Source organism: Metabacillus rhizosphaerae (genome assembly GCF_037201795.1).
GTDB classification, from domain to species: domain Bacteria; phylum Bacillota; class Bacilli; order Bacillales; family Bacillaceae; genus Metabacillus; species Metabacillus rhizosphaerae.
In genome coordinates this window covers 5215936-5234304 of record NZ_CP147403.1, presented here as the reverse complement: position 1 = coordinate 5234304, position 18369 = coordinate 5215936, and the positions used below count along the sequence as shown (strand labels likewise).

At 37.4% G+C, this 18369-nt stretch carries 15 protein-coding genes and 1 pseudogene; 10 read left to right on the top strand and 6 right to left on the bottom strand.

What is annotated here, in order from left to right:
• Nucleotides 1-120: 120 nt before the first annotated feature.
• Nucleotides 121-957, bottom strand: coding sequence for an AraC family transcriptional regulator (locus tag WCV66_RS24860; RefSeq protein WP_338787276.1), 837 nt, complete (start codon nucleotides 955-957; stop codon nucleotides 121-123).
• Between the two features lie 240 nt (nucleotides 958-1197).
• Between WCV66_RS24860 and WCV66_RS24855 the strand changes: the two genes are divergently transcribed.
• Entirely contained in the window at nucleotides 1198-2544 is a 1347-nt protein-coding gene (locus WCV66_RS24855; RefSeq protein ID WP_413789616.1) for a glycoside hydrolase family 4, read from the top strand.
• Nucleotides 2545-2942: 398 nt separating this feature from the next.
• On the opposite strand, the gene WCV66_RS24850 is transcribed toward WCV66_RS24855, so the two are convergent.
• Together WCV66_RS24850 and WCV66_RS24845 are read right to left on the bottom strand one after the other, a co-directional pair.
• Nucleotides 2943-3863, bottom strand: a complete 921-nt coding sequence (locus WCV66_RS24850) for a response regulator (RefSeq protein WP_338787274.1) — start codon at nucleotides 3861-3863, stop codon at nucleotides 2943-2945.
• The gene (locus WCV66_RS24845) at nucleotides 3860-5131 is read right to left on the bottom strand and encodes a sensor histidine kinase (RefSeq protein WP_338787273.1); all 1272 of its coding nucleotides are present in this window, start codon (nucleotides 5129-5131) and stop codon (nucleotides 3860-3862) included. The genes WCV66_RS24850 and WCV66_RS24845 overlap by 4 nt, the downstream gene beginning before the upstream one ends.
• Nucleotides 5132-5338: 207 nt before the next feature.
• On the opposite strand from WCV66_RS24845, the gene WCV66_RS24840 reads away from it, so the two are divergent.
• From WCV66_RS24840 to WCV66_RS24825, 4 genes and pseudogenes are all read left to right on the top strand, one after another.
• The gene (locus tag WCV66_RS24840; RefSeq protein ID WP_338787271.1) at nucleotides 5339-6610 is read left to right on the top strand and encodes a cation:dicarboxylate symporter family transporter; all 1272 of its coding nucleotides are present in this window, start codon (nucleotides 5339-5341) and stop codon (nucleotides 6608-6610) included.
• A gap of 29 nt (nucleotides 6611-6639) precedes the next feature.
• Nucleotides 6640-8079 (top strand): aspartate ammonia-lyase, encoded by a 1440-nt coding sequence (gene aspA / locus WCV66_RS24835; RefSeq protein WP_338787270.1) that lies wholly within the window; start codon nucleotides 6640-6642, stop codon nucleotides 8077-8079.
• Between the two features lie 187 nt (nucleotides 8080-8266).
• Nucleotides 8267-9514 carry an NADP-dependent malic enzyme gene (locus WCV66_RS24830; protein ID WP_338787269.1) on the top strand — a complete coding sequence of 416 codons (1248 nt, stop codon included), beginning with the start codon at nucleotides 8267-8269 and terminating at the stop codon, nucleotides 9512-9514.
• Nucleotides 9515-9754: 240 nt separating this feature from the next.
• Nucleotides 9755-9915, top strand: a pseudogene (locus WCV66_RS24825) (IS3 family transposase); the annotation flags it as partial.
• A gap of 318 nt (nucleotides 9916-10233) precedes the next feature.
• On the opposite strand, the gene WCV66_RS24820 reads toward WCV66_RS24825, so the two are convergent.
• On the bottom strand, nucleotides 10234-10842 hold the full coding sequence (locus WCV66_RS24820) for a TetR/AcrR family transcriptional regulator (RefSeq protein WP_338787267.1): 609 nt from the start codon (nucleotides 10840-10842) through the stop codon (nucleotides 10234-10236).
• 193 nt (nucleotides 10843-11035) lie between these two features.
• On the opposite strand from WCV66_RS24820, the gene WCV66_RS24815 reads away from it, so the two are divergent.
• The 4 genes from WCV66_RS24815 to WCV66_RS24800 all read left to right on the top strand — a co-directional run bounded on the left by WCV66_RS24815 (nucleotide 11036) and on the right by WCV66_RS24800 (nucleotide 14147).
• Complete coding sequence (locus WCV66_RS24815) at nucleotides 11036-11773, top strand: SDR family NAD(P)-dependent oxidoreductase (protein WP_338787266.1); 738 nt, start codon at nucleotides 11036-11038, stop codon at nucleotides 11771-11773.
• A 269-nt stretch (nucleotides 11774-12042) separates the two neighbouring features.
• Complete coding sequence (locus WCV66_RS24810; RefSeq protein ID WP_338787265.1) at nucleotides 12043-12828, top strand: SDR family oxidoreductase; 786 nt, start codon at nucleotides 12043-12045, stop codon at nucleotides 12826-12828.
• An 11-nt stretch (nucleotides 12829-12839) separates the two neighbouring features.
• Nucleotides 12840-12971 carry an SDR family oxidoreductase gene (locus tag WCV66_RS24805; RefSeq protein WP_338787264.1) on the top strand — a complete coding sequence of 44 codons (132 nt, stop codon included), beginning with the start codon at nucleotides 12840-12842 and terminating at the stop codon, nucleotides 12969-12971.
• Between the two features lie 201 nt (nucleotides 12972-13172).
• Nucleotides 13173-14147, top strand: coding sequence for a homoserine kinase (locus WCV66_RS24800; RefSeq protein ID WP_338787263.1), 975 nt, complete (start codon nucleotides 13173-13175; stop codon nucleotides 14145-14147).
• 253 nt (nucleotides 14148-14400) lie between these two features.
• Here the strand turns inward: WCV66_RS24800 and WCV66_RS24795 are convergent, their stop codons facing one another.
• Nucleotides 14401-15225 carry an STAS domain-containing protein gene (locus tag WCV66_RS24795; protein ID WP_338787262.1) on the bottom strand — a complete coding sequence of 275 codons (825 nt, stop codon included), beginning with the start codon at nucleotides 15223-15225 and terminating at the stop codon, nucleotides 14401-14403.
• 609 nt (nucleotides 15226-15834) lie between these two features.
• On the opposite strand from WCV66_RS24795, the gene WCV66_RS24790 reads away from it, so the two are divergent.
• Nucleotides 15835-16845, top strand: a complete 1011-nt coding sequence (locus tag WCV66_RS24790) for a DnaD domain protein (RefSeq protein ID WP_338787261.1) — start codon at nucleotides 15835-15837, stop codon at nucleotides 16843-16845.
• Nucleotides 16846-17213: 368 nt separating this feature from the next.
• Here WCV66_RS24790 and WCV66_RS24785 read toward each other — a convergent pair whose 3' ends face one another.
• Nucleotides 17214-17927 (bottom strand): helix-turn-helix domain-containing protein, encoded by a 714-nt coding sequence (locus WCV66_RS24785; RefSeq protein WP_232328940.1) that lies wholly within the window; start codon nucleotides 17925-17927, stop codon nucleotides 17214-17216.
• Between the last annotated feature and the right edge of the window lie 442 nt (nucleotides 17928-18369).

The window sequence follows — 18369 nt, the reverse complement described above, 5'->3', positions numbered from 1 at the left end:
AAAACTAGCGTGTGATGGAAAAGTAGGCATGCCAAAGAAGCCTATTAAAACGCGATTTTTTCGCTAGGCAGCTTGTCTATGCGCGATTCACCGTCGTTTTTTACACAAGAACATTTAAACTTACCAAACAAACTTAGAGGGCGGCACTTTATAATATTTTTTAAACGCTTTAGAGAAACTGTAAGGATCAGGGTATCCGAGCATACTTGCAATTTCCTTTATCGAATAGCGTTTAAGGTACAATAATTCTCGAGCACGGTTCATTTTTAATTGATAAATGTAGCGCCCTGGTGTCAGACCAAGAGCTTGCTTAAAATAAGAGATAAAATACTTCTCTGACATACTAGCTACTGCAGCAATCTCTTCAACTCGAATTGTTTGATGAAGGTGTTCATGGATAAAATCAAATACAGGCTGAAGCTTAACTAAATCCATGGTCAACTTCTGATTAGTTGGATATTGCACGAATTCCCCACGATATTGTTTACGACCATACTGTTCCATAATCTTAGCGATTAAAATCGTCAAACATCCTTTCAAACGAATCCCTGACATTGGAGCACTACGTTTATATTGGTCATACGTATCCAAAAAAAGCCGAATCTCCTCTTCAACAAGAGTACTATGAATAATGCCAGACAGCTGAAAATTGTCTAGTATTCGAATATGATCCCCGAGACTAAGATCAAAGTGTGTGAATATAAATTTGCAACTGGTACTTAGGGTTGTAGCGGTATAGGTAACTTTTGGAGTGAAAAGAATCAAATCTCCCTCAGAAGCAAGATACATCTCTTCTTGAATTCGAATTTCAATCTGTCCTTCTTGAATGCACCATAAGTCATAATCATTATGTTGTCTTCTCTCAATCCAACTATTGGGATGCGCAACTTCGCTACAAGAATTTATTTGGAGCTTGATGAGCTCTGAAAGTTCGTTGAAAATATCTAAACTATCCATCGGTAAAACCACCCCCATACTTTTAGATGTATTATTGATACTTTTAGACATTTTTTTATTTATTTATTATAACTTATGAATTTGTTAGGATTATCTAATATTACTATTTGACATGAAATGATTACTCCCTTACATTTCTAATTTTGTATGCGCTCTCTATAATTGTAGATAACAAATGTATTGGAGGGGATTTCTATTACTATTCAGAAGCCTAAGGTAGTCGTGTTAGGAGCAGGGAGCTTGTTTTTCGGTCGTCAGTGTATTTGGCAAATGGTTCATTCTAAACATCTAAACAAAGGTACTTTAGTTTTAGTAGATACAAACGAAGAACGGTTAAACAAACTGGTCAATTTAGCCCAAATGGTTGTCGATGCTAATCAAGTAGATTTGAAGATTGAGGGATCGGTTGACCGTAAGCTAGTTCTTCAAGATGCTGACTTTGTTGTACTTAGTTTTGCTAAGGATACAGTAAAGTACAGGGGAATAGACTGTGAGATTTCCGAAAAGTATGGGATAAGAATGTGCTCTGGTGATACGATCGGACCTGGTGGGGTTTTCCGAGCGATGCGCGAGCTTCCTATGATTTTGGAGTGTGCAAAGGACATTGAAGAAATTTGTCCCGAAGCTTGGGTCATTAATTATATTAACCCGTCGACGGTCAATGGAATGGCGTTAAAAAGATATGCACCGAATTTAAAAACTTTTGCTTTGTGTGATTCGCATCATATGCCACATAAGAAAATGATCTATGCTGAACGAGCGGGGATAATCAATGACAAAAGTGAGTACTCCGAAGAAATCGACCGTAAATTCAATTTACGCATTGCCGGAGTAAATCACTTCACTTGGCTGTTAAAAGCGGAGTATGAAGGAAAAGATGTCCTTCCTACTATTGCTGAATCATTGAACCGTTCGGCGGAGACGGAAACAGTAGGTGGTGACACAGGTGCCAAGGCTCTTTACAATGATGCCATCAGCTATCAACTGTATGACATCTTTGGTTATGTTCCAACTTGTACTGCTCATACAAAGGAATATGTTCCTTATTGGCAAGGGCTCGGCAAGCTGGAAGATACGATACCGCCATTATCTATTTGGGAAACGGAAGACCGTTATAAGCGCCATGATGAGATGTGGCGGCAGATTGATAGTTTCCTAAGCGGTGAAACACCAATCAGTGAGTATATGAATACATTTGGTCCGGACCATGCGACAGATATTATTGAAAATATGGTGGGCGGATTAGGGAAACCTTTCTACATTAACACACTTAATCAAGGCGCGGTAACGAATATGAACGATGATTCATTCCTCGAACTGTTATGTGAAGTCACTATGGATGGGGTAAAGCCTTTACCTGTTGGCGAGATGCCTCGTGGGATTCGCGGCATGCAGGAGCTAGTACTGGATACACATGAATTAACAGCGGAAGCCGTTGTGGAACGCGACCGTAAGAAGCTTAGAAGGGCTATTCTGACAGATCCTCTCGTTAACTCCATTGCAGATGCCGATCAAATCATTGAAGAACTTTTAGAGTTGGAAAAGGATATTATTCCTGAGCATTGGTATGCAAAGGATCTTATATAACTAGTCTCGCCGGGATGTTTTTTCATTCGCTTTATGATCCTGACAGCCCAGAACAGACTCTAATTGAGCTTTCTGAAAAAGCATCTGCTAGATGGTCTCTATAATGGTTAGATGGAATTCTTCATAGTATTCAAATACGAAACCTTACAGGGACATCGATGGCCGAGTACCTTGAAAATCTTGTGAAAGGACGCGCATAGCATTTGTTGTTATAAAGGTAGATAAAATAACAAAAGGGGAGAGATTCCCCTTAATCTACAAATCTTAACTTCGTGTAAAATATCTATTATCCAAACTAAGTCTTTATGAATGAAAACTCCCAAAACTTCTATTCTATCAGACCAAAGTCCGCTTATAACAAAACCTCCACTGATTGAAGGTTTACTTTATATGATATATTATTCCATCAGCTGTCTCGCTTCCATAAACAACGCTTGGATAAATTTTTTCATGTTAATACGGCTCTGGTTGCTTGCTTTTTTGCTATTGTCATCTAGCTCCAGCATTTTTTTGCGGACTTCCGAGAAATCAAAAAATGTGGAAGAATAGGCTTCGAATTTTGGATTCATATAATCCGTCAAACCTAATGAAGCGATATGAATGAGCGCCTGGTAAAGAGCGCGGCGGACACGCTGCTCAGAAGCTTTCATTTCTTTCTGGATGTCAGCATCTTTCGCTTGATCTCCCAGCTTTTCAACAGAGATGCCTGCAAAAATATCCTTTAAAGATGGAAACGTGTAGGCAGAACCGAGTCTTTGCTTTTCATTTTGGAGGAATTCTAAAATTTTTAGTAAATCCTCGCTTCCCCCTTCGCCAATCATGCCTAAATCGGAAATTAAGGGACGTCCGGCTTCAATAATATTTTTTGTATGATAGGAGGACACGAACGGAGACTGCGGTTGGCCTGTAAATAAGTTCAACGATTCTTGAATGCCTCGCATCGATTGTTCCAACAGCACCTGCTTGTTTACTTTTTTTAATATGCATGCAATTTCAAGGTGGTTCAGAGGTTTTGTAATGTAGTATTCCGCCCCTAAACGATACGCCTCTCCAATCAGTTCCTTCGTTTCTACTTGAGAAATCATCACAAACTTTCCTTGAAATCCATCAGCAAGAGCACGGATCGTTTCAATTCCGTCCCTTATTGGCATGAGCAAATCAATTAAGACAACGTCTGCTTTTTTTAAAGACAACAAGCCATTATCCACTAACGATCCGTCCTCAGCTTCTCCCACCACGTTTCCTAAATCCTCGTCTTCAATCATTTCTATCAGCATTGCTCGAATGGCAAGATCGTCATCTATAATGAAATAATTCATCTCACTAACCCTTTCTCGACTATCGCATTCATTGGAAGTTCTAATATGAATACGGTTTCTTTATAGTTATCCATAAGCCTGATATGTCCTCCCCATTTTTCAACCGTTTGTTTCACATACGATAAACCGATACCCGTCGAAGGGTTTCCAGCCGCATCAAATTTCTTTGTAAAGCCTTCTGTAAAAATGACTTCCTTCAGCCTAGGTGCAATGCCGGGGCCATTGTCACTGACACAAAACTCCACGAATTGGTCTTTCCTTTTCACATGCAGCGATACGTATCCCTCTTCTTCAATGGCTTCCACGGCATTGGCCAACAAATTATTGATTAATGATAATACCATGTATACATGGTAGGGCGGATGGTCCCCATCTACATGCAAGGAAAATGAAACATCTTTGCAGTTAGATTCTGCATATCGTCTATTGGACACGATCATAATATTACCAAGCTCTTCGATTGTCATATAATCTTGCAGGTTTTTGGAAGACATGAGTTCCGACAACCCAGCATAAATCCGCTGGTTATCTTTTTTGATCTCATGGACGAGACCGGCAATCTGCAGTGCCGTTTGCGCATCATGGCCGCCTTCCTCCCGTGATTTTAACCGACGATAAAAATCATAACACATGCTGGTGATTTCTTCTGCATTTAGCATCGTTTTCTTCAGTTGAACCGATTCTTCATACAAATTTGAAATGAAAAGCAGCATTTGCTCCTTTTGCCTGCGTTGCTCTTTTTCAGCGAATTTTGCTTCTCTCAGCTTGAAAATATTAAAAAAGCCGAGAACGAAAAAGCTTCGAATAAAGGCGATGATAACGAGTTGTCGGGTGGTCAGCAAGGATATGTCCTGATTTGCCAGGAAAGAACGGATCGCCATTTCCGATACGCTTGCAAAAAGCTCGATCAATACCCCTAAAATCCCGATCATAAACGGCTGATCATGCCGTTCATTCAATTTCGTCAAATGAAATACGAACGCGTACATGACGTAATAGAAGAAGGCGGGAAAATGAAGATACATCGCTTCCTCAACAGATATGTCTCGTATCCCAACAGCCAGCAAAAAACGTAAAACAAACACACTTAACCCCGTTAAAATGCCTGCAATATTCGGATGAATCCCCCTCCCCCACAGCAAAAACAAGAAAAAGACAGGCGTCCCCAAACTGACTCTGAATGTATCGTCGAATGGATAAAACTTGAATTCACCCGCAAGAGGCACCGCAATCATCATTAATAGTAAAATCCTTATACGCTCTTTCAATACAGTCCCTCCCCAGTAACTATATAAAAACATAACACATTGTACTAATGGTAAAAAAGGGGAAAGGGTTTTGACTAAGATTTTTAATTTTCCTATTTGCCCTTGTGGGTTTCAGTAGGTTTTAGTTGGTTTTAGTGGGGGGGAGTATAAACTAAGAATAATTATGAAAGCGTTAACAAAAAACAACTAACATTAGGGGGGATTTATTTGAAAAAGTTTGGATTAGCTACACAAATTTTTGTTGCACTTATACTAGGTATCTCTGTCGGTGCAGTATTTCACGGGAATGAAACAGTCATGGCCATTATGGCGCCGATTGGAGACATTTTTATTCATTTAATTAAGATGATTGTCGTTCCGATTGTCATTGCTGCATTAGTAGTCTCAATCGCAGGAGTCGGCGATATGAAAAAACTAGGAAAATTAGGCGGGAAGACCATTCTCTATTTTGAAATTGTCACCACAATCGCCATTGCTATTGGATTACTGGCGGCCAACTTGTTCCACCCGGGTTCTGGTTTAGATACAAGCAATCTTGAAAAAAGTGATATTTCAAATTATGAAGAAACGACGAAAACAGCTGAAAGCCAGGGTTTTGCGGAATCGATTGTTCATATTGTTCCGAAAAACATATTTGAATCCATGGCCCAGGGTGACTTGTTACCGATTATTTTCTTCTCTGTGTTTTTTGGTTTAGGAATTGCGGCAATAGGAGAAAAAGGAAAACCTGTCCTTGGCTTTTTTGAAGGTGTATTAGAAGCAATGTTTTGGGTGACAAACCAAGTGATGAAGTTTGCCCCGTTTGGTGTATTTGCACTGATCGGTGTAACCGTTGCTAAATTTGGCATTGTAACATTAATTCCATTAGGGAAATTAGTGCTTGCTGTTTATGTGACGATGGTATTTTTTGTGTTCGTCGTTCTTGGAATTATTGCGAAAATGTCCGGGACAAGCATTTTTGTTCTCTTGAAAGTGTTAAAAGACGAACTGATTTTGGCATTTACAACGGCAAGCTCAGAGGCTGTATTACCAAGGTTAATGGAAAAAATGGAGAAATTTGGCTGTCCAAAATCGATTACTTCATTTGTTATTCCAACAGGCTATACGTTTAATTTAGACGGTTCATCGATTTATCAAGCAATAGCTTCACTTTTCGTGGCACAAATGTATGGTATTGATCTATCAATTACACAACAGATAACGTTATTACTAGTATTAATGTTAACGTCAAAAGGAATGGCCGGCGTTCCGGGTGCGTCATTTGTTGTCATTTTAACAACACTTGGTTCTATGGGACTGCCACTCGAAGGAGTTGCGTTTATTGCCGGTATCGATCGTATTTTAGATATGGTACGAACAGCGGTTAATGTCGTTGGGAACTCATTAGCAGCAATTGTTATGTCAAAGTGGGAAGGCGAATTTAACCAAGAAAAAGCAAACCATTACGTTGATTCAATTAAACAGTCAGACGTAGCATAAACTTGCCTGAGGATAAAGGAGGAAACACTATGTCAACAATTAGAATAGGTCATAACGTACGCATTGAAAAAGATTTCTTAGGTTCAAAAGAAGTACCTGTAGATGCATACTATGGGGTCCAAACATTGCGTGCGGTCGAAAATTTTCCGATTACAGGCTATCGTATTCATGAAGAATTAATTAAAGCGTTGGCTATCGTGAAAAAAGCAGCAGCTTTAGCAAATATGGATACGAAACGTTTGTACGAAGGACTTGGTAACGTGATCGTTCAGGCAGCAGATGAAGTGATCGAAGGTAAATGGCATGATCATTTTATCGTGGATCCAATCCAAGGCGGTGCAGGTACATCGATGAATATGAATGCAAACGAAGTCATTGCTAACCGTGCACTCGAATTACTTGGAAAAGAGAAAGGGGACTATGTTCTTCATTTAAGTCCAAACACCCATGTGAACATGTCACAATCAACAAACGATGTGTTCCCAACCGCAATTCATATTGCCACCCTTCGTTTACTCGAAAAATTGTTACCTACGATGGAGTATATGCTTGATGTCTTTAAGAAAAAGGCACAACAATTCGACCATGTGATTAAAATGGGACGGACACATCTTCAAGATGCGGTGCCAATCCGACTTGGTCAAGAGTTTGAAGCATATAGCCGAGTAGTAGAGCGTGATATTAAACGCATTAAACAATCACGCCAACATTTATATGAAATAAATATGGGAGCAACAGCTGTGGGAACAGGATTAAATGCAGACCCTCGCTACATCGAAAGAGTGGTTAAGCATTTGGCTGATATTAGCGGCCTTCCGCTTGTTGGGGCAGAGCATCTTGTTGATGCGACACAAAATACAGATGCTTATACAGAAGTCTCTGCAGCGTTGAAGGTCTGTATGATGAATATGTCCAAAATCGCGAATGACCTACGTTTAATGGCCTCAGGTCCTCGTGCGGGCCTTGCGGAAATTAGCTTGCCGGCCCGTCAGCCAGGCTCATCCATTATGCCGGGAAAAGTCAATCCGGTTATGCCTGAAATGATCAATCAAGTAGCGTTTCAGGTCATTGGCAATGACCATACTATTTGCCTGGCATCTGAAGCGGGTCAGCTTGAACTGAACGTGATGGAACCAGTGCTTGTATTCAACTTGCTTCAATCCATCAGCATCATGAACAATGCATTCCGTGCCTTTACAGACTACTGTCTCGCAGGAATTGAGGCAAACGAAAACCGTCTAAAAGAGTATGTGGAAAAAAGCGTAGGGATTATTACGGCTGTTAATCCGCATATTGGGTATGAAGTGGCAGCTCGTATCGCAAGAGAAGCGATTCTAAAAGGTAAATCCGTACGTGAACTATGCTTGCAGTATGATGTGTTAACAGTGGAAGAGCTTGATCTTATTTTAAATCCTTATGAGATGACAAAACCAGGAATTTCTGGGGCAGCTCTATTTGACCGAGATTAAATAAGTTTTTATAAGCCCGATGAATCTTAGAAAATTGGCAACGGTAATTGGTTTGCGAGAGTAGATATAGGTGACATAAAGGGGAGAAAACTAGAGTAAAACCGATATAATATGCAGGATATTACTCTACTATAAGTTCTTCCTTTACTATAATTATACAAAAATTAAACAATGGGAGATATACTGAATGTCAAATTTACGAGAAGAAGCATTAAAGATACACAAGGAAAATCGAGGAAAGCTTGGTGTTCATTCAAAAGTTCCGGTACGAAATGCGGAAGATTTAAGTCTCGCTTATTCTCCAGGTGTAGCGGAACCATGCTTGGACATTTATGAAGATGAAAGCAAAGCGTATGATTACACAATGAAGGGGAATCTTGTTGCCGTTGTTTCAAATGGAACAGCCGTACTCGGCCTTGGAAATATCGGTCCGAAAGCTGCCATGCCGGTTATGGAAGGGAAAGCATTATTATTCAAATCTTTTGCAGATGTGGATGCATTCCCGATTTGCTTAGATACAACAGATCCGGACAAGATTGTGGAGGTCGTTAAATTATTGGAACCGACTTTTGGCGGAGTGAACTTAGAAGACATAGGAGCACCGCAATGCTTTGAAATTGAAGAGCGGCTACGAAAGATTTGTAATATACCAGTTTTCCATGATGATCAGCACGGTACAGCTATTGTAACAGCGGCAGGGTTACTCAATGCTTTGAAACTAGCAAACAAAAAGATAGAAGAAATTCGCGTTGTCGCAAACGGTGCCGGTGCTGCTGGCGTGGCGATTGTCAAGCTGCTGCTGCATATGGGTGTAAAAGACGTCATTTTATGCGATACAAAAGGAATCATTTATGAAGGACGACCGTTTGGAATGAATCCATTTAAAGAAGAAATGGCTCGTATCACCAATAAAGAACAAAAACAAGGAACATTAGCAGATGCACTCGTAGGAGCCGATGTGTTTGTCGGGGTATCAGCCGCAGGTGCTGTCACGAAAGAAATGGTTCGTTCCATGAATCATGATCCAATCATTTTCGCCATGGCCAATCCAGTACCGGAAATTATGCCACAGGAGGCAAAAGAAGCGGGAGCACTGGTAGTAGGAACAGGACGTTCTGATTTTCCGAACCAGGTCAATAACGTACTTGCATTCCCTGGTATTTTTCGGGGAGCTTTAGATGTTCACGCAAAAGAAATTAATGATGAAATGAAGCTTGCGGCTGTTTATGCGATTGCTGGATTAATTGCAGAGGAAGATCTTCATACCGATTATGTCATTCCAGATCCATTTGACCGAAGAGTGGCCGCTTATGTATCGGCAGCTGTTGCTTACGCTGCAATGGAAACAGGCGTTTCGCAAAAGCATGTAAATGTAGAAGAAATCAAAAAGTGTCTATTAGCCCCAGCAGAAGAAACACAAGTTGTTTTTGTATAAACCTGGTTCAAATAAAGGAACACCTTATTTACTGCTTAAACGCTCAATAAATCTTATTTCAAACCAAGTTATGAATGGGTATAGGGGCGTGTAAAGGAATAAAATGATATGGATTGAAGAAGATACCAATTGGTTTAATGCCGATGGTATCTTTTTTATTTTTATATATTTGCAGTTTCTGCTGCTAAAACTAAACAAAAATTATGAATGCGTAAAAAGTCAGCTATAGTAAAACGGAAACCAGAAGGAGCCATTCTACACAGTGATCAGGGCTCTGTCTACACATCTTACCAATATCAGAATTTAGCCAAAGAAAAAGGCATTATCTCCATCATGTCTCGCAAAGGAAACTGCCATGTAATGCCGTCATAGAATCCTTTCACTCCTCGCTAAAGTCGGAAAGGATTCAACACTCTAAGAAGAGCATCATTAATGGTAATTTTTCTTTTAGCATGACAAAATAACACCTTTCCACCACTCTTTTTACTATTTTTTAGTATCCTGCACCTACTATTTGTTTAAGGCTTACATAAATCATCTAAATCTTCGACAATAACAACTTGATGAGTAGCATCCATTTTTATTTCATGCTTATCGCGCTACTGTTATGGTATTCTTTTTTAACCAAAATTATCATAAGTAGCTAATCGATTTGTATTATAACGGTTGGGATACAATAACTCTTAGCTTATAACATAGTTCCCGAATCCAACTCTTACTTAGTTCCTTTTTCCAATATACTCAAGTGAGTAAATGTGTGTTTTCGATAGATCAATGACTTCTTGGATAAAATCCTCTTGGGTTTCTTTGAAGCCATTTTGGATCCAATTACGAAGGAGTCCGTAAAAGCCATAGGCTGTATAACGTTTAAAATAATCCATATTGACAGGGATATTGTTGATTGTTTCAAAAATAAATTGTTCATTATAAATTTTTAAGATCGTTTGAGGGAACCGTGTGTGTAGTCCTGGTAACGTGTCATCGTAGTTAATTAGTTCAAAAAATGTCCGGTTTTTATAGATATAAGAAACGATATTTAAAGATGGTGCTTTTAGCTTGTCTGTATAAACCTTGTGACCAGGTACATATGGTTTGCCTACAGATGCTTCTAACCCTTGAAGCATGGAAACAATTAAATCTTCAGCTAATTCAATTTTATCTGGATAATGGATATAAAAGGTACTGCGATTATAGGCGGCATGATCGACAATGTTTTTTACAGTCACTGAATGGTAACCTTTTTCTTTTATGAGTTCAATCAATGCTTGCTGTATATGTGCTTTTGTCCGATTTTGTCGCCCTGATGTTGTATTTTGTTCGTTATTCATGATAAAACCTCACTCTAAATAGACAGTTTCAACATAAGTGTCTAACTAGTAGACACTTAATGATATCTTAATGATTGTTAAATGTGAACAAAGTAGTAACATTAAATTGTAAGGAAAATAGTACAGATAATCGATCTGTATAGTATCTTTCTTTAGAACTAGGATAGTAATTTTCATACTAGGAGGATGTAGAATGGGTAAATTACAAGATAAAGTAGCTGTGATTACCGGGGGAGCATCTGGTATTGGGGCAGCAACAGCAAGTTTATTCGTTTCAGAAGGAGCCAAAGTAGTTCTAGTAGATTTAAATGAGGAAAAAGGTAAAGCCTTTGAAGCAGAGTTGAAAGCGCTTAATGCTGAAGCTCTTTTTATAAAAGCAGATATTACGAGTGAAGAAGACGTTGCAAATATCTTTAAACAAACTCTTGACGCTTTCGGAAAAGTGGATACTGTCTTCAACAACGCAGGTATCGGCCGTGTTCACCCTTCACATGATTTAGATTACTTAGAATGGCGCAAAACCGTAAATGTTGACTTAGATGGTGTTTTCTTAATAGCACGTGAAGCCATTCGCGAAATGTTAAAAACAGGTGGCGGTACGATTGTTAATACGGCATCTATGTACGGTTTGGTTGGATCACCTGGTTCAGCAGCATATAACGCAGCAAAAGGTGGCGTAATTAACTTAACTCGTTCACTTGCACTTGAATATGCGGAACAAAATATTCGTCTTAACGCATTATGTCCAGGTTTTATTGATACACCAATTATACCGGAAGAAAGCAAGCAAGCTTTAGCGTCAGCCACACCGATTAAACGACTTGGTAAAGCAGAGGAAATGGCTAAAGCAGTTTTATTCATGGCATCAGATGATTCTTCATACATGACTGGTAGTTTCTTAACGGTTGATGGAGGGTATACGGCACAATAATAAATCTTAAAAGCTGTATCTATTGGACAAGATTGAAACAGTAAAGGTATTTAATAATAAGGCTGTTTTCGCAAACTTTGTTGCTATATAACAAGTATTTGGAATGGTTGATTGCAGCGAGAGGATGCTCGCTTTCCGTGGGGCGGGCGGTGAGCCCACAGGAGTCTCGCATATCCGCTCCAATCAACCTAAATAGCTTTAGTTCAAGGAAACTAATTAAAATAACAATCTTTTAGAAAAGAGCCAATAATAAAAGGAGGAAATTTCAAATGAGCAATCGATTTGATGGAAAAGTGATATTAATTACAGGAGCAGGATCTGGTTTAGGACAAGCCTCTGCCTTACAAATGGCAAAAGAAGGAGCAAAACTTTCACTCGTTGATTTAAACGCAGCTTCACTAGAAGAAACAAAAAGTAAAGTGTTAGAGGTTTCACCAAACGCAGATGTCTTGCTTATCACAGCGAATGTGGCAGATGAAAAAGCAGTTGAAAACTATGTAAAAGAAACAGTTGAGAAATTTGAGAAAATCGATGGTTTCTTCAACAACGCAGGGATCGAAGGAAAACAAAACCTAACAGAGGATTTTGGCAATGATGAATTCGATAAAGTAGTTAGTATTAACTTAAATGGTGTGTTTTATGGATTGAAATACGTGTTGAAAGTCATGAGAGAACAAGGTTCTGGCTCTATTGTTAATACAGCTTCTGTTGGTGGTATTCGTGGGGTAGGAAACCAATCTGGTTATGCTGCTAGTAAACACGGCGTTGTAGGATTAACAAGAAACTCTGGAATTGAATATGGACAATATGGAATTAGCATCAAAGCCATTGCACCAGGAGCAATCATGACACCAATGGTCGAAGGATCATTAAAACAAATTGATCCAGACAACTGGGAAGAAGTAGGGAAACAATTTGTTGAGCCAAACCCAATGAAACGTTTCGGTAAACCAGAAGAAGTAGGTTATTTGGTGGCATTTCTACTATCTGATCAAGCCAACTTTATCAACGCAACCGTTATTCCAATCGATGGTGGACAATCTTATAAGTATTAAGAGGTGCAGCAATGGGATGGAACTTGCTAGGTAGATTTGATCAGCCTGAAATAGCACAAGCAAGTCTATGGTTAGCTTCAGTTCAATCCTCTTATGTAACTGGTACTATTATACACGCTGATGCAGGCTACACTAGTAGTTAAATACAATAGAAACTTTTATAAAAGAGGACATCTACTTTTAACAAAAGTGGTGTCTTCTTTTCTTTGGATTGTGGTTATTCATATTATACTGTTCAACAATGGTATTGTTTTTCCTTATTAAATTAAAGGTGCTTTAGTTTAATGAGGATAATCCAACGGGTAGCATAGTAACAGAAATTAGTTTCATAAGGAAAATAATCGATGGCAGTTAAAACAAATTTTTCATCAAAAAACATTAAAGACATTCTTTTACATTACAACTTGGGTGAACTTGTAAACTCTAACCCAATTACAAAGGGTACAGTACAGACTAATTTTTTAATTAAGACAACAACCAATAAACTTGTTTTTAGATACTATGAAAATCGTACAAAAGAATCGGTTTTATTTGAAATTAATTTATTGAACTATTTACAAGAGAAAAAATATCCTTGTCCCACTCCATTATGTAATAATGATGGACATTTCATTGGTATCTATAATAACAAGCCTTATGTTCTATTTCATTTTATTGAGGGGGAGCATATAGAAAATCCTACTACTAAACAAAAAAAACAGCTCATAAGAAAAGTGGCTGAATTTCACAATCTAACTAAAGGGTATAAATCGGATCTAACACAGTACCGATTGAATTACAACGTAGAACAGTGTGAAAGGTTAGCTCAGGAAAGTGCTGAAAAGATAAATACATTAAATTCTCAAGAAAAACTTAAGTGGTACATACATCAACTGAAACAGCTAGTCCTTCCAAGCTCATTACCAAAGGGGATTTGTCATTCTGACTTTCATTTCTCTAATGTCCTTTTTCAGAACGATGAATTTAAGGCACTTATAGACTTTGATGATGCCAATTATACATTTTTAACTTTTGACCTTGTGTGTATGATAGAACCGTTTAAATCTACTTTTGATTGGGATACTTGGGAGAAATTCAGTTTAGAAGACGATGTTTTTGATTTTAGTAATGCAAAGAAAGTAGTATTAGAATATTCTCAATATAGACCGCTAAATGAATCTGAAAAAATACATTTATTTGATTTACTAAAATTCGGAATATTAATTGACTGTATTTGGTATTTTGAAAGAGGTAATGTTGATGATTTTTTCGAAAAACGGAAAATTGACTATCTTAATAATTTAGGTAGAGAAAATTTTACTAAGGAACTCTTCGGATAATATAATGGCTCTTTTATCTTAATTACGGTTAAAAGCCTTAAAAGAAGTTCATGATGCTGGAATTATGAAACAATCTTCTATCTTGCCCGTGTTGCCCTTTCCCCTTGAGCTTCTAAATGGTCTATAGGATCATAAAAAAGAAAAGCTTCAATCCTTTGGTAGATAAGGAATTGAAGCTTTTTTTACATTTAAAAAATCTTGTTCAACTTACTTGCAGTTTATCTAGAGCCATACCTTCGCCTTTAAATAGAGTCTATTGACGTAAGTGTTCATGTAAAGCTTGTTGTAGTGTGCCTAAAGTTTTTGTATTTTTGTTAAATGAGGCGCCAAGGTGGATCATTTTTCGTACTACCTCAGCCCTTAATCCGGTAATAACGGATTTACATCCCATCATAGAAGCTCCATCTATTATTTTTAATAAATGATTAATAACTTCAATTTCCATAATAGCGATACCAGATAGATCAATAATCAAAGTTTGAATGCGGCTGACTCCAATTTCAGTTAGGACTTTTTCTTCTAGGATATTTGTTCGAAATTCATCAACAGTCCCAATTAATGGTAAAATACAGACGGAAGAATTTATTGGGATAATTGGTACTGATAGATTCTCAACCAACTCTCTATGTGCTTTAATCAAAGAATCTTTGTATGTAGAATAACTCATAAAGAAGGAATTTAAAAAATCATCAATCCGATTATTTATTTCTTTTTCTAGAGTAAAAAAGTTGATAATAATCTGTTCATTCGTTAATCGGTTATACTCTTTTATAAGATACCAAACCGTTCTACGAATGGCTTGTATCCACTCTAATTTAAATGATAAGTCAATTGAATGAGTCGCCCAAGCAATACCTTCTTGCTTTGCAAACTGCTGAAGGTCTTTTTCTTTTTTATTAATAATATAGATAACGAGATTTTTTGCATTATTTACAAGATCAATATTTCCAATTTGTAAGATTTCATCAATTTTATCTTTTACATTAACAGCCTCAGAAAGAAGCAACTCTTCAAAATTATCAATATTGTTTTCAAAAAAATCTTTTAATTGATATGTGGCTAGGTAGTTGAATTTCATTGCTTATTCCCCTTTATTTTTATTTTTTTGAAATTTGTATAATATCCCCAATGTTAATTACCCCCTTAACTCCTTAAGTAAACAACTTTTATGCATTTTTTACCTATATTTAATAATGGCAAATATTTAAAGTGATATTGTTCATTTTTTATATAAAGGCTGTTTTCGCAAACTTTGTTGCTTTTAAAATAGTATTGGGTTGGTTGATTGCAGCGAGAGGATGCTCGCTTTCCGTGGGGCGGGCGATGAGCCTCCTCAGCGCGAAGCGCCTGCGGGGTCTCATCTGTCCCGCTACTCCCACAGGAGTCTCGCATATCCGTTCCAATCACCCTAATCTGTTTTGTTCAAAAACAACAATCTTTTAGAAAAGAGCCTATATAAACAATCTTGCAGGATCAGATTTGTATTCCTTTTTTACTAGGCAGTACTTTCATATTGATTGCATGTATAGTTCAATATGAAACTGATAGAACGGCATGGAAAACTCACGATCTAAATAGGTGCCAAAGAAATATTTATTTTATGTGAAACATACGCTACTCTCTCCTCCACTTCCTTATATATAGTCTATGAAAGGAATATTTCTAAGAAGAAAAGGAAGTGGTTGAGATGGCAAAATATCGAATGGTGCGTACTGAATTTTGGAAGAATCCGATTGTTTCAGAAGAAATGACCCCGGAGGATAGATATTTTTACCTATATCTTCTTACGAATCCACAAACGACTCAAATTGGAATTTATCGAATTACGAAAAAACAAATGGCTTTTGATTTGGGGTATTCGATTGAGAGCGTTCATTCGTTAATGGAACGATTCATCGAACATCACAAATTGATTCGCTATAATCCTGAAACGAGAGAACTTGCCATTAAAAACTGGGGGAAAGATAACCTACACAAAGGTGGGAAACCGGTTATGGATTGTATACTTTCTGAATTGAAAGAGGTCGAGGATACTGCGCTTATTTCATATGTTTCGGAAACAGTTCAAAAGCCGGAAATTCGTGGTCTATATGAATCTTTTTTTAGTGAAGTTAGTAACCAAGATGAACATGATACATATCAAGATACCGAATGTGAAGAAGTTGACGATACGTTCATGCGTCATAATACGATACGTGGACAAAAAGAAAAAGAAAAAGAAAAAGAAAAACAACAACAAAAAGCTTTTAACCCAAATATAGAGAATAATCCAGACATTGAGGATCAATCACAAACTCAAAAAACGAAAGACGTGAAAGAAATTGTTGAGTTTTGGGACAACAATGGATTTGGTTTTTCAAACGTAAATGCTAAAGGGCAGCTGTTATATTGGTTAGATGATTCATGCTTTTTACAGCCTAAAGACATAATTTTAAAAGCCATGACGATTGCCTGTGCTAATAACAAGCGAAGGCTGAACTATGTGATTGGCATTCTGAAAAACTGGGAAAATGAATCTTTACTGACCGTGGGAGAGATTGATTCTTTTTGTGAGAACCAATATCCTATATCAAAGCATAAGCAATCAACGGAATCGTTTCCTGCTGGAAGAGATATTCCGAGTGGGTTTGAACTTGATCTAACGGTAGGTGAAGAGGATGAGTATTGTTTGGAGGTAAAAATAGATAATGAATTTTAGAGAGCAAAATAAGGAGTAAACTATCCAGATATGATAGATTTACAACTTCTTGGTGTAATGGTCTTTCGAGAGATCCAGAAGAATGTAATTCATTTGGATTTTTACAGACAAATATTACTGGAGTTAAAAGAAGGAGATTTGTTTCATTTGTAAATGCTGGTCATTGGTTTCCCCACCCATTTTCAGGGTAGGGGTTGGGGTTCGAATCCCTCTAGAATCATCTAAATGAGATGCTTTAATCCTTTAGTAGAAAGAAGGGGGATTAGCTTTTTTTCATTTGATGGCCTACTGCTACAAACCTAGCAGCCTTTTGATTTACCTATTTGTAATAACAATTCTATATCCTAAAACATCTTTGAAGCCCTTTTTTACGAAAATAGAGTAGAAACCTCAACCTGATGTCCATACATTGCAAATTCTTTTGGGGACATTGCTGTTAATTTTTTAAACATACGAGAAAAATAGGAAGGGTCATAGTATCCGAGATAATCAGAGATAGCTACAATTGTCATATCGGTATTTAATAAGAGATTACATGCTTCAATGATTCTTAGTTGATGAATATATCTGATTGGAGACTGTCCCATTAATTCCTTAAAGACCGAAATTGTGTAACTTGGAGACCTGTTAATTAATTTTGCGAGTTGATCAATTTCAATGGTTTTACGGTAATTTTTTAACAAGTAGTTCTCGATGATTGAAGTGTATTTCACCTTGCTTGGTGTGATTGTAGGGCTATCTAGTTCCCGGGCAAACATTCCAAGTAATTCCTGTAGTATTCCAACACATATATAGGAGCGGAATTTTTTATCACCTCTACTATCGACGAATAACCTCTCAAAACGATGCTTTACATATTCGGGATTCCTTGTTTTAATTTTGTGGAATTTTTTACTGATAGGAAAAGGGTCCGTATAAGCGACATTTTCAGGAATTGTAAACGCAACTGTGTATTTTTGGTGCCCACCAGATTCATGATTCTCTCCACCACGTAAAGTCCCAAATGGAATATATACAAGATCACCTTTTTCAGCAATAATCTGTTCTCCATTTATTGAATAGGCGACTTTCCCTTTTACCATTAGAATAAAAACATTGTAATCAATTTTCTCAGTTTGAGTATGCCAATTTGGAATTAAATTATCAAAAAAAACGCCAGTTATGTTAATGATGTAGAGACCTCCTTACAGGCTAATTTTTCTATAAATTTAATATACACGATATCTCAAAGTAGAAATATAGAAAAATAAAATGCAGTAAAAAATCATACATGAAATCGATAAATTGTACATGGACTATAATTCGACATAACCAGTATACTTGTTATCAACAAGATGATTAAGCGTTTACACACCTTGCGCATATCCCAATATGTACAATTGTTTTGTGATATTTGGAAGCGCTTAAAGGGAGTCGTAAATGAGATCTTAAGGGTGCAATTTACGGTCTTAACTAAATATAAAGGTGGTGGCACAGGATATAAATTAATATTTTGTCCTTAACAGTAACCAAACACTTCACTAT

Coding starts and splice junctions, on each gene's coding strand:
- WCV66_RS24860 (WP_338787276.1), bottom strand. CDS start 957: ATGGATAGTTTAGATATTTTCAACGAACTTTCAGAGCTCATCAAGCTC.
- WCV66_RS24785 (WP_232328940.1), bottom strand. CDS start 17,927: ATGGTAAAAGGGAAAGTCGCCTATTCAATAAATGGAGAACAGATTATT.
- WCV66_RS24850 (WP_338787274.1), bottom strand. CDS start 3,863: ATGAATTATTTCATTATAGATGACGATCTTGCCATTCGAGCAATGCTG.
- WCV66_RS24805 (WP_338787264.1), top strand. CDS start 12,840: ATGGGATGGAACTTGCTAGGTAGATTTGATCAGCCTGAAATAGCACAA.
- WCV66_RS24790 (WP_338787261.1), top strand. CDS start 15,835: ATGGCAAAATATCGAATGGTGCGTACTGAATTTTGGAAGAATCCGATT.
- WCV66_RS24810 (WP_338787265.1), top strand. CDS start 12,043: ATGAGCAATCGATTTGATGGAAAAGTGATATTAATTACAGGAGCAGGA.
- WCV66_RS24830 (WP_338787269.1), top strand. CDS start 8,267: ATGTCAAATTTACGAGAAGAAGCATTAAAGATACACAAGGAAAATCGA.
- WCV66_RS24800 (WP_338787263.1), top strand. CDS start 13,173: ATGGCAGTTAAAACAAATTTTTCATCAAAAAACATTAAAGACATTCTT.
- WCV66_RS24815 (WP_338787266.1), top strand. CDS start 11,036: ATGGGTAAATTACAAGATAAAGTAGCTGTGATTACCGGGGGAGCATCT.
- WCV66_RS24795 (WP_338787262.1), bottom strand. CDS start 15,225: ATGAAATTCAACTACCTAGCCACATATCAATTAAAAGATTTTTTTGAA.
- aspA (WP_338787270.1), top strand. CDS start 6,640: ATGTCAACAATTAGAATAGGTCATAACGTACGCATTGAAAAAGATTTC.
- WCV66_RS24820 (WP_338787267.1), bottom strand. CDS start 10,842: ATGAATAACGAACAAAATACAACATCAGGGCGACAAAATCGGACAAAA.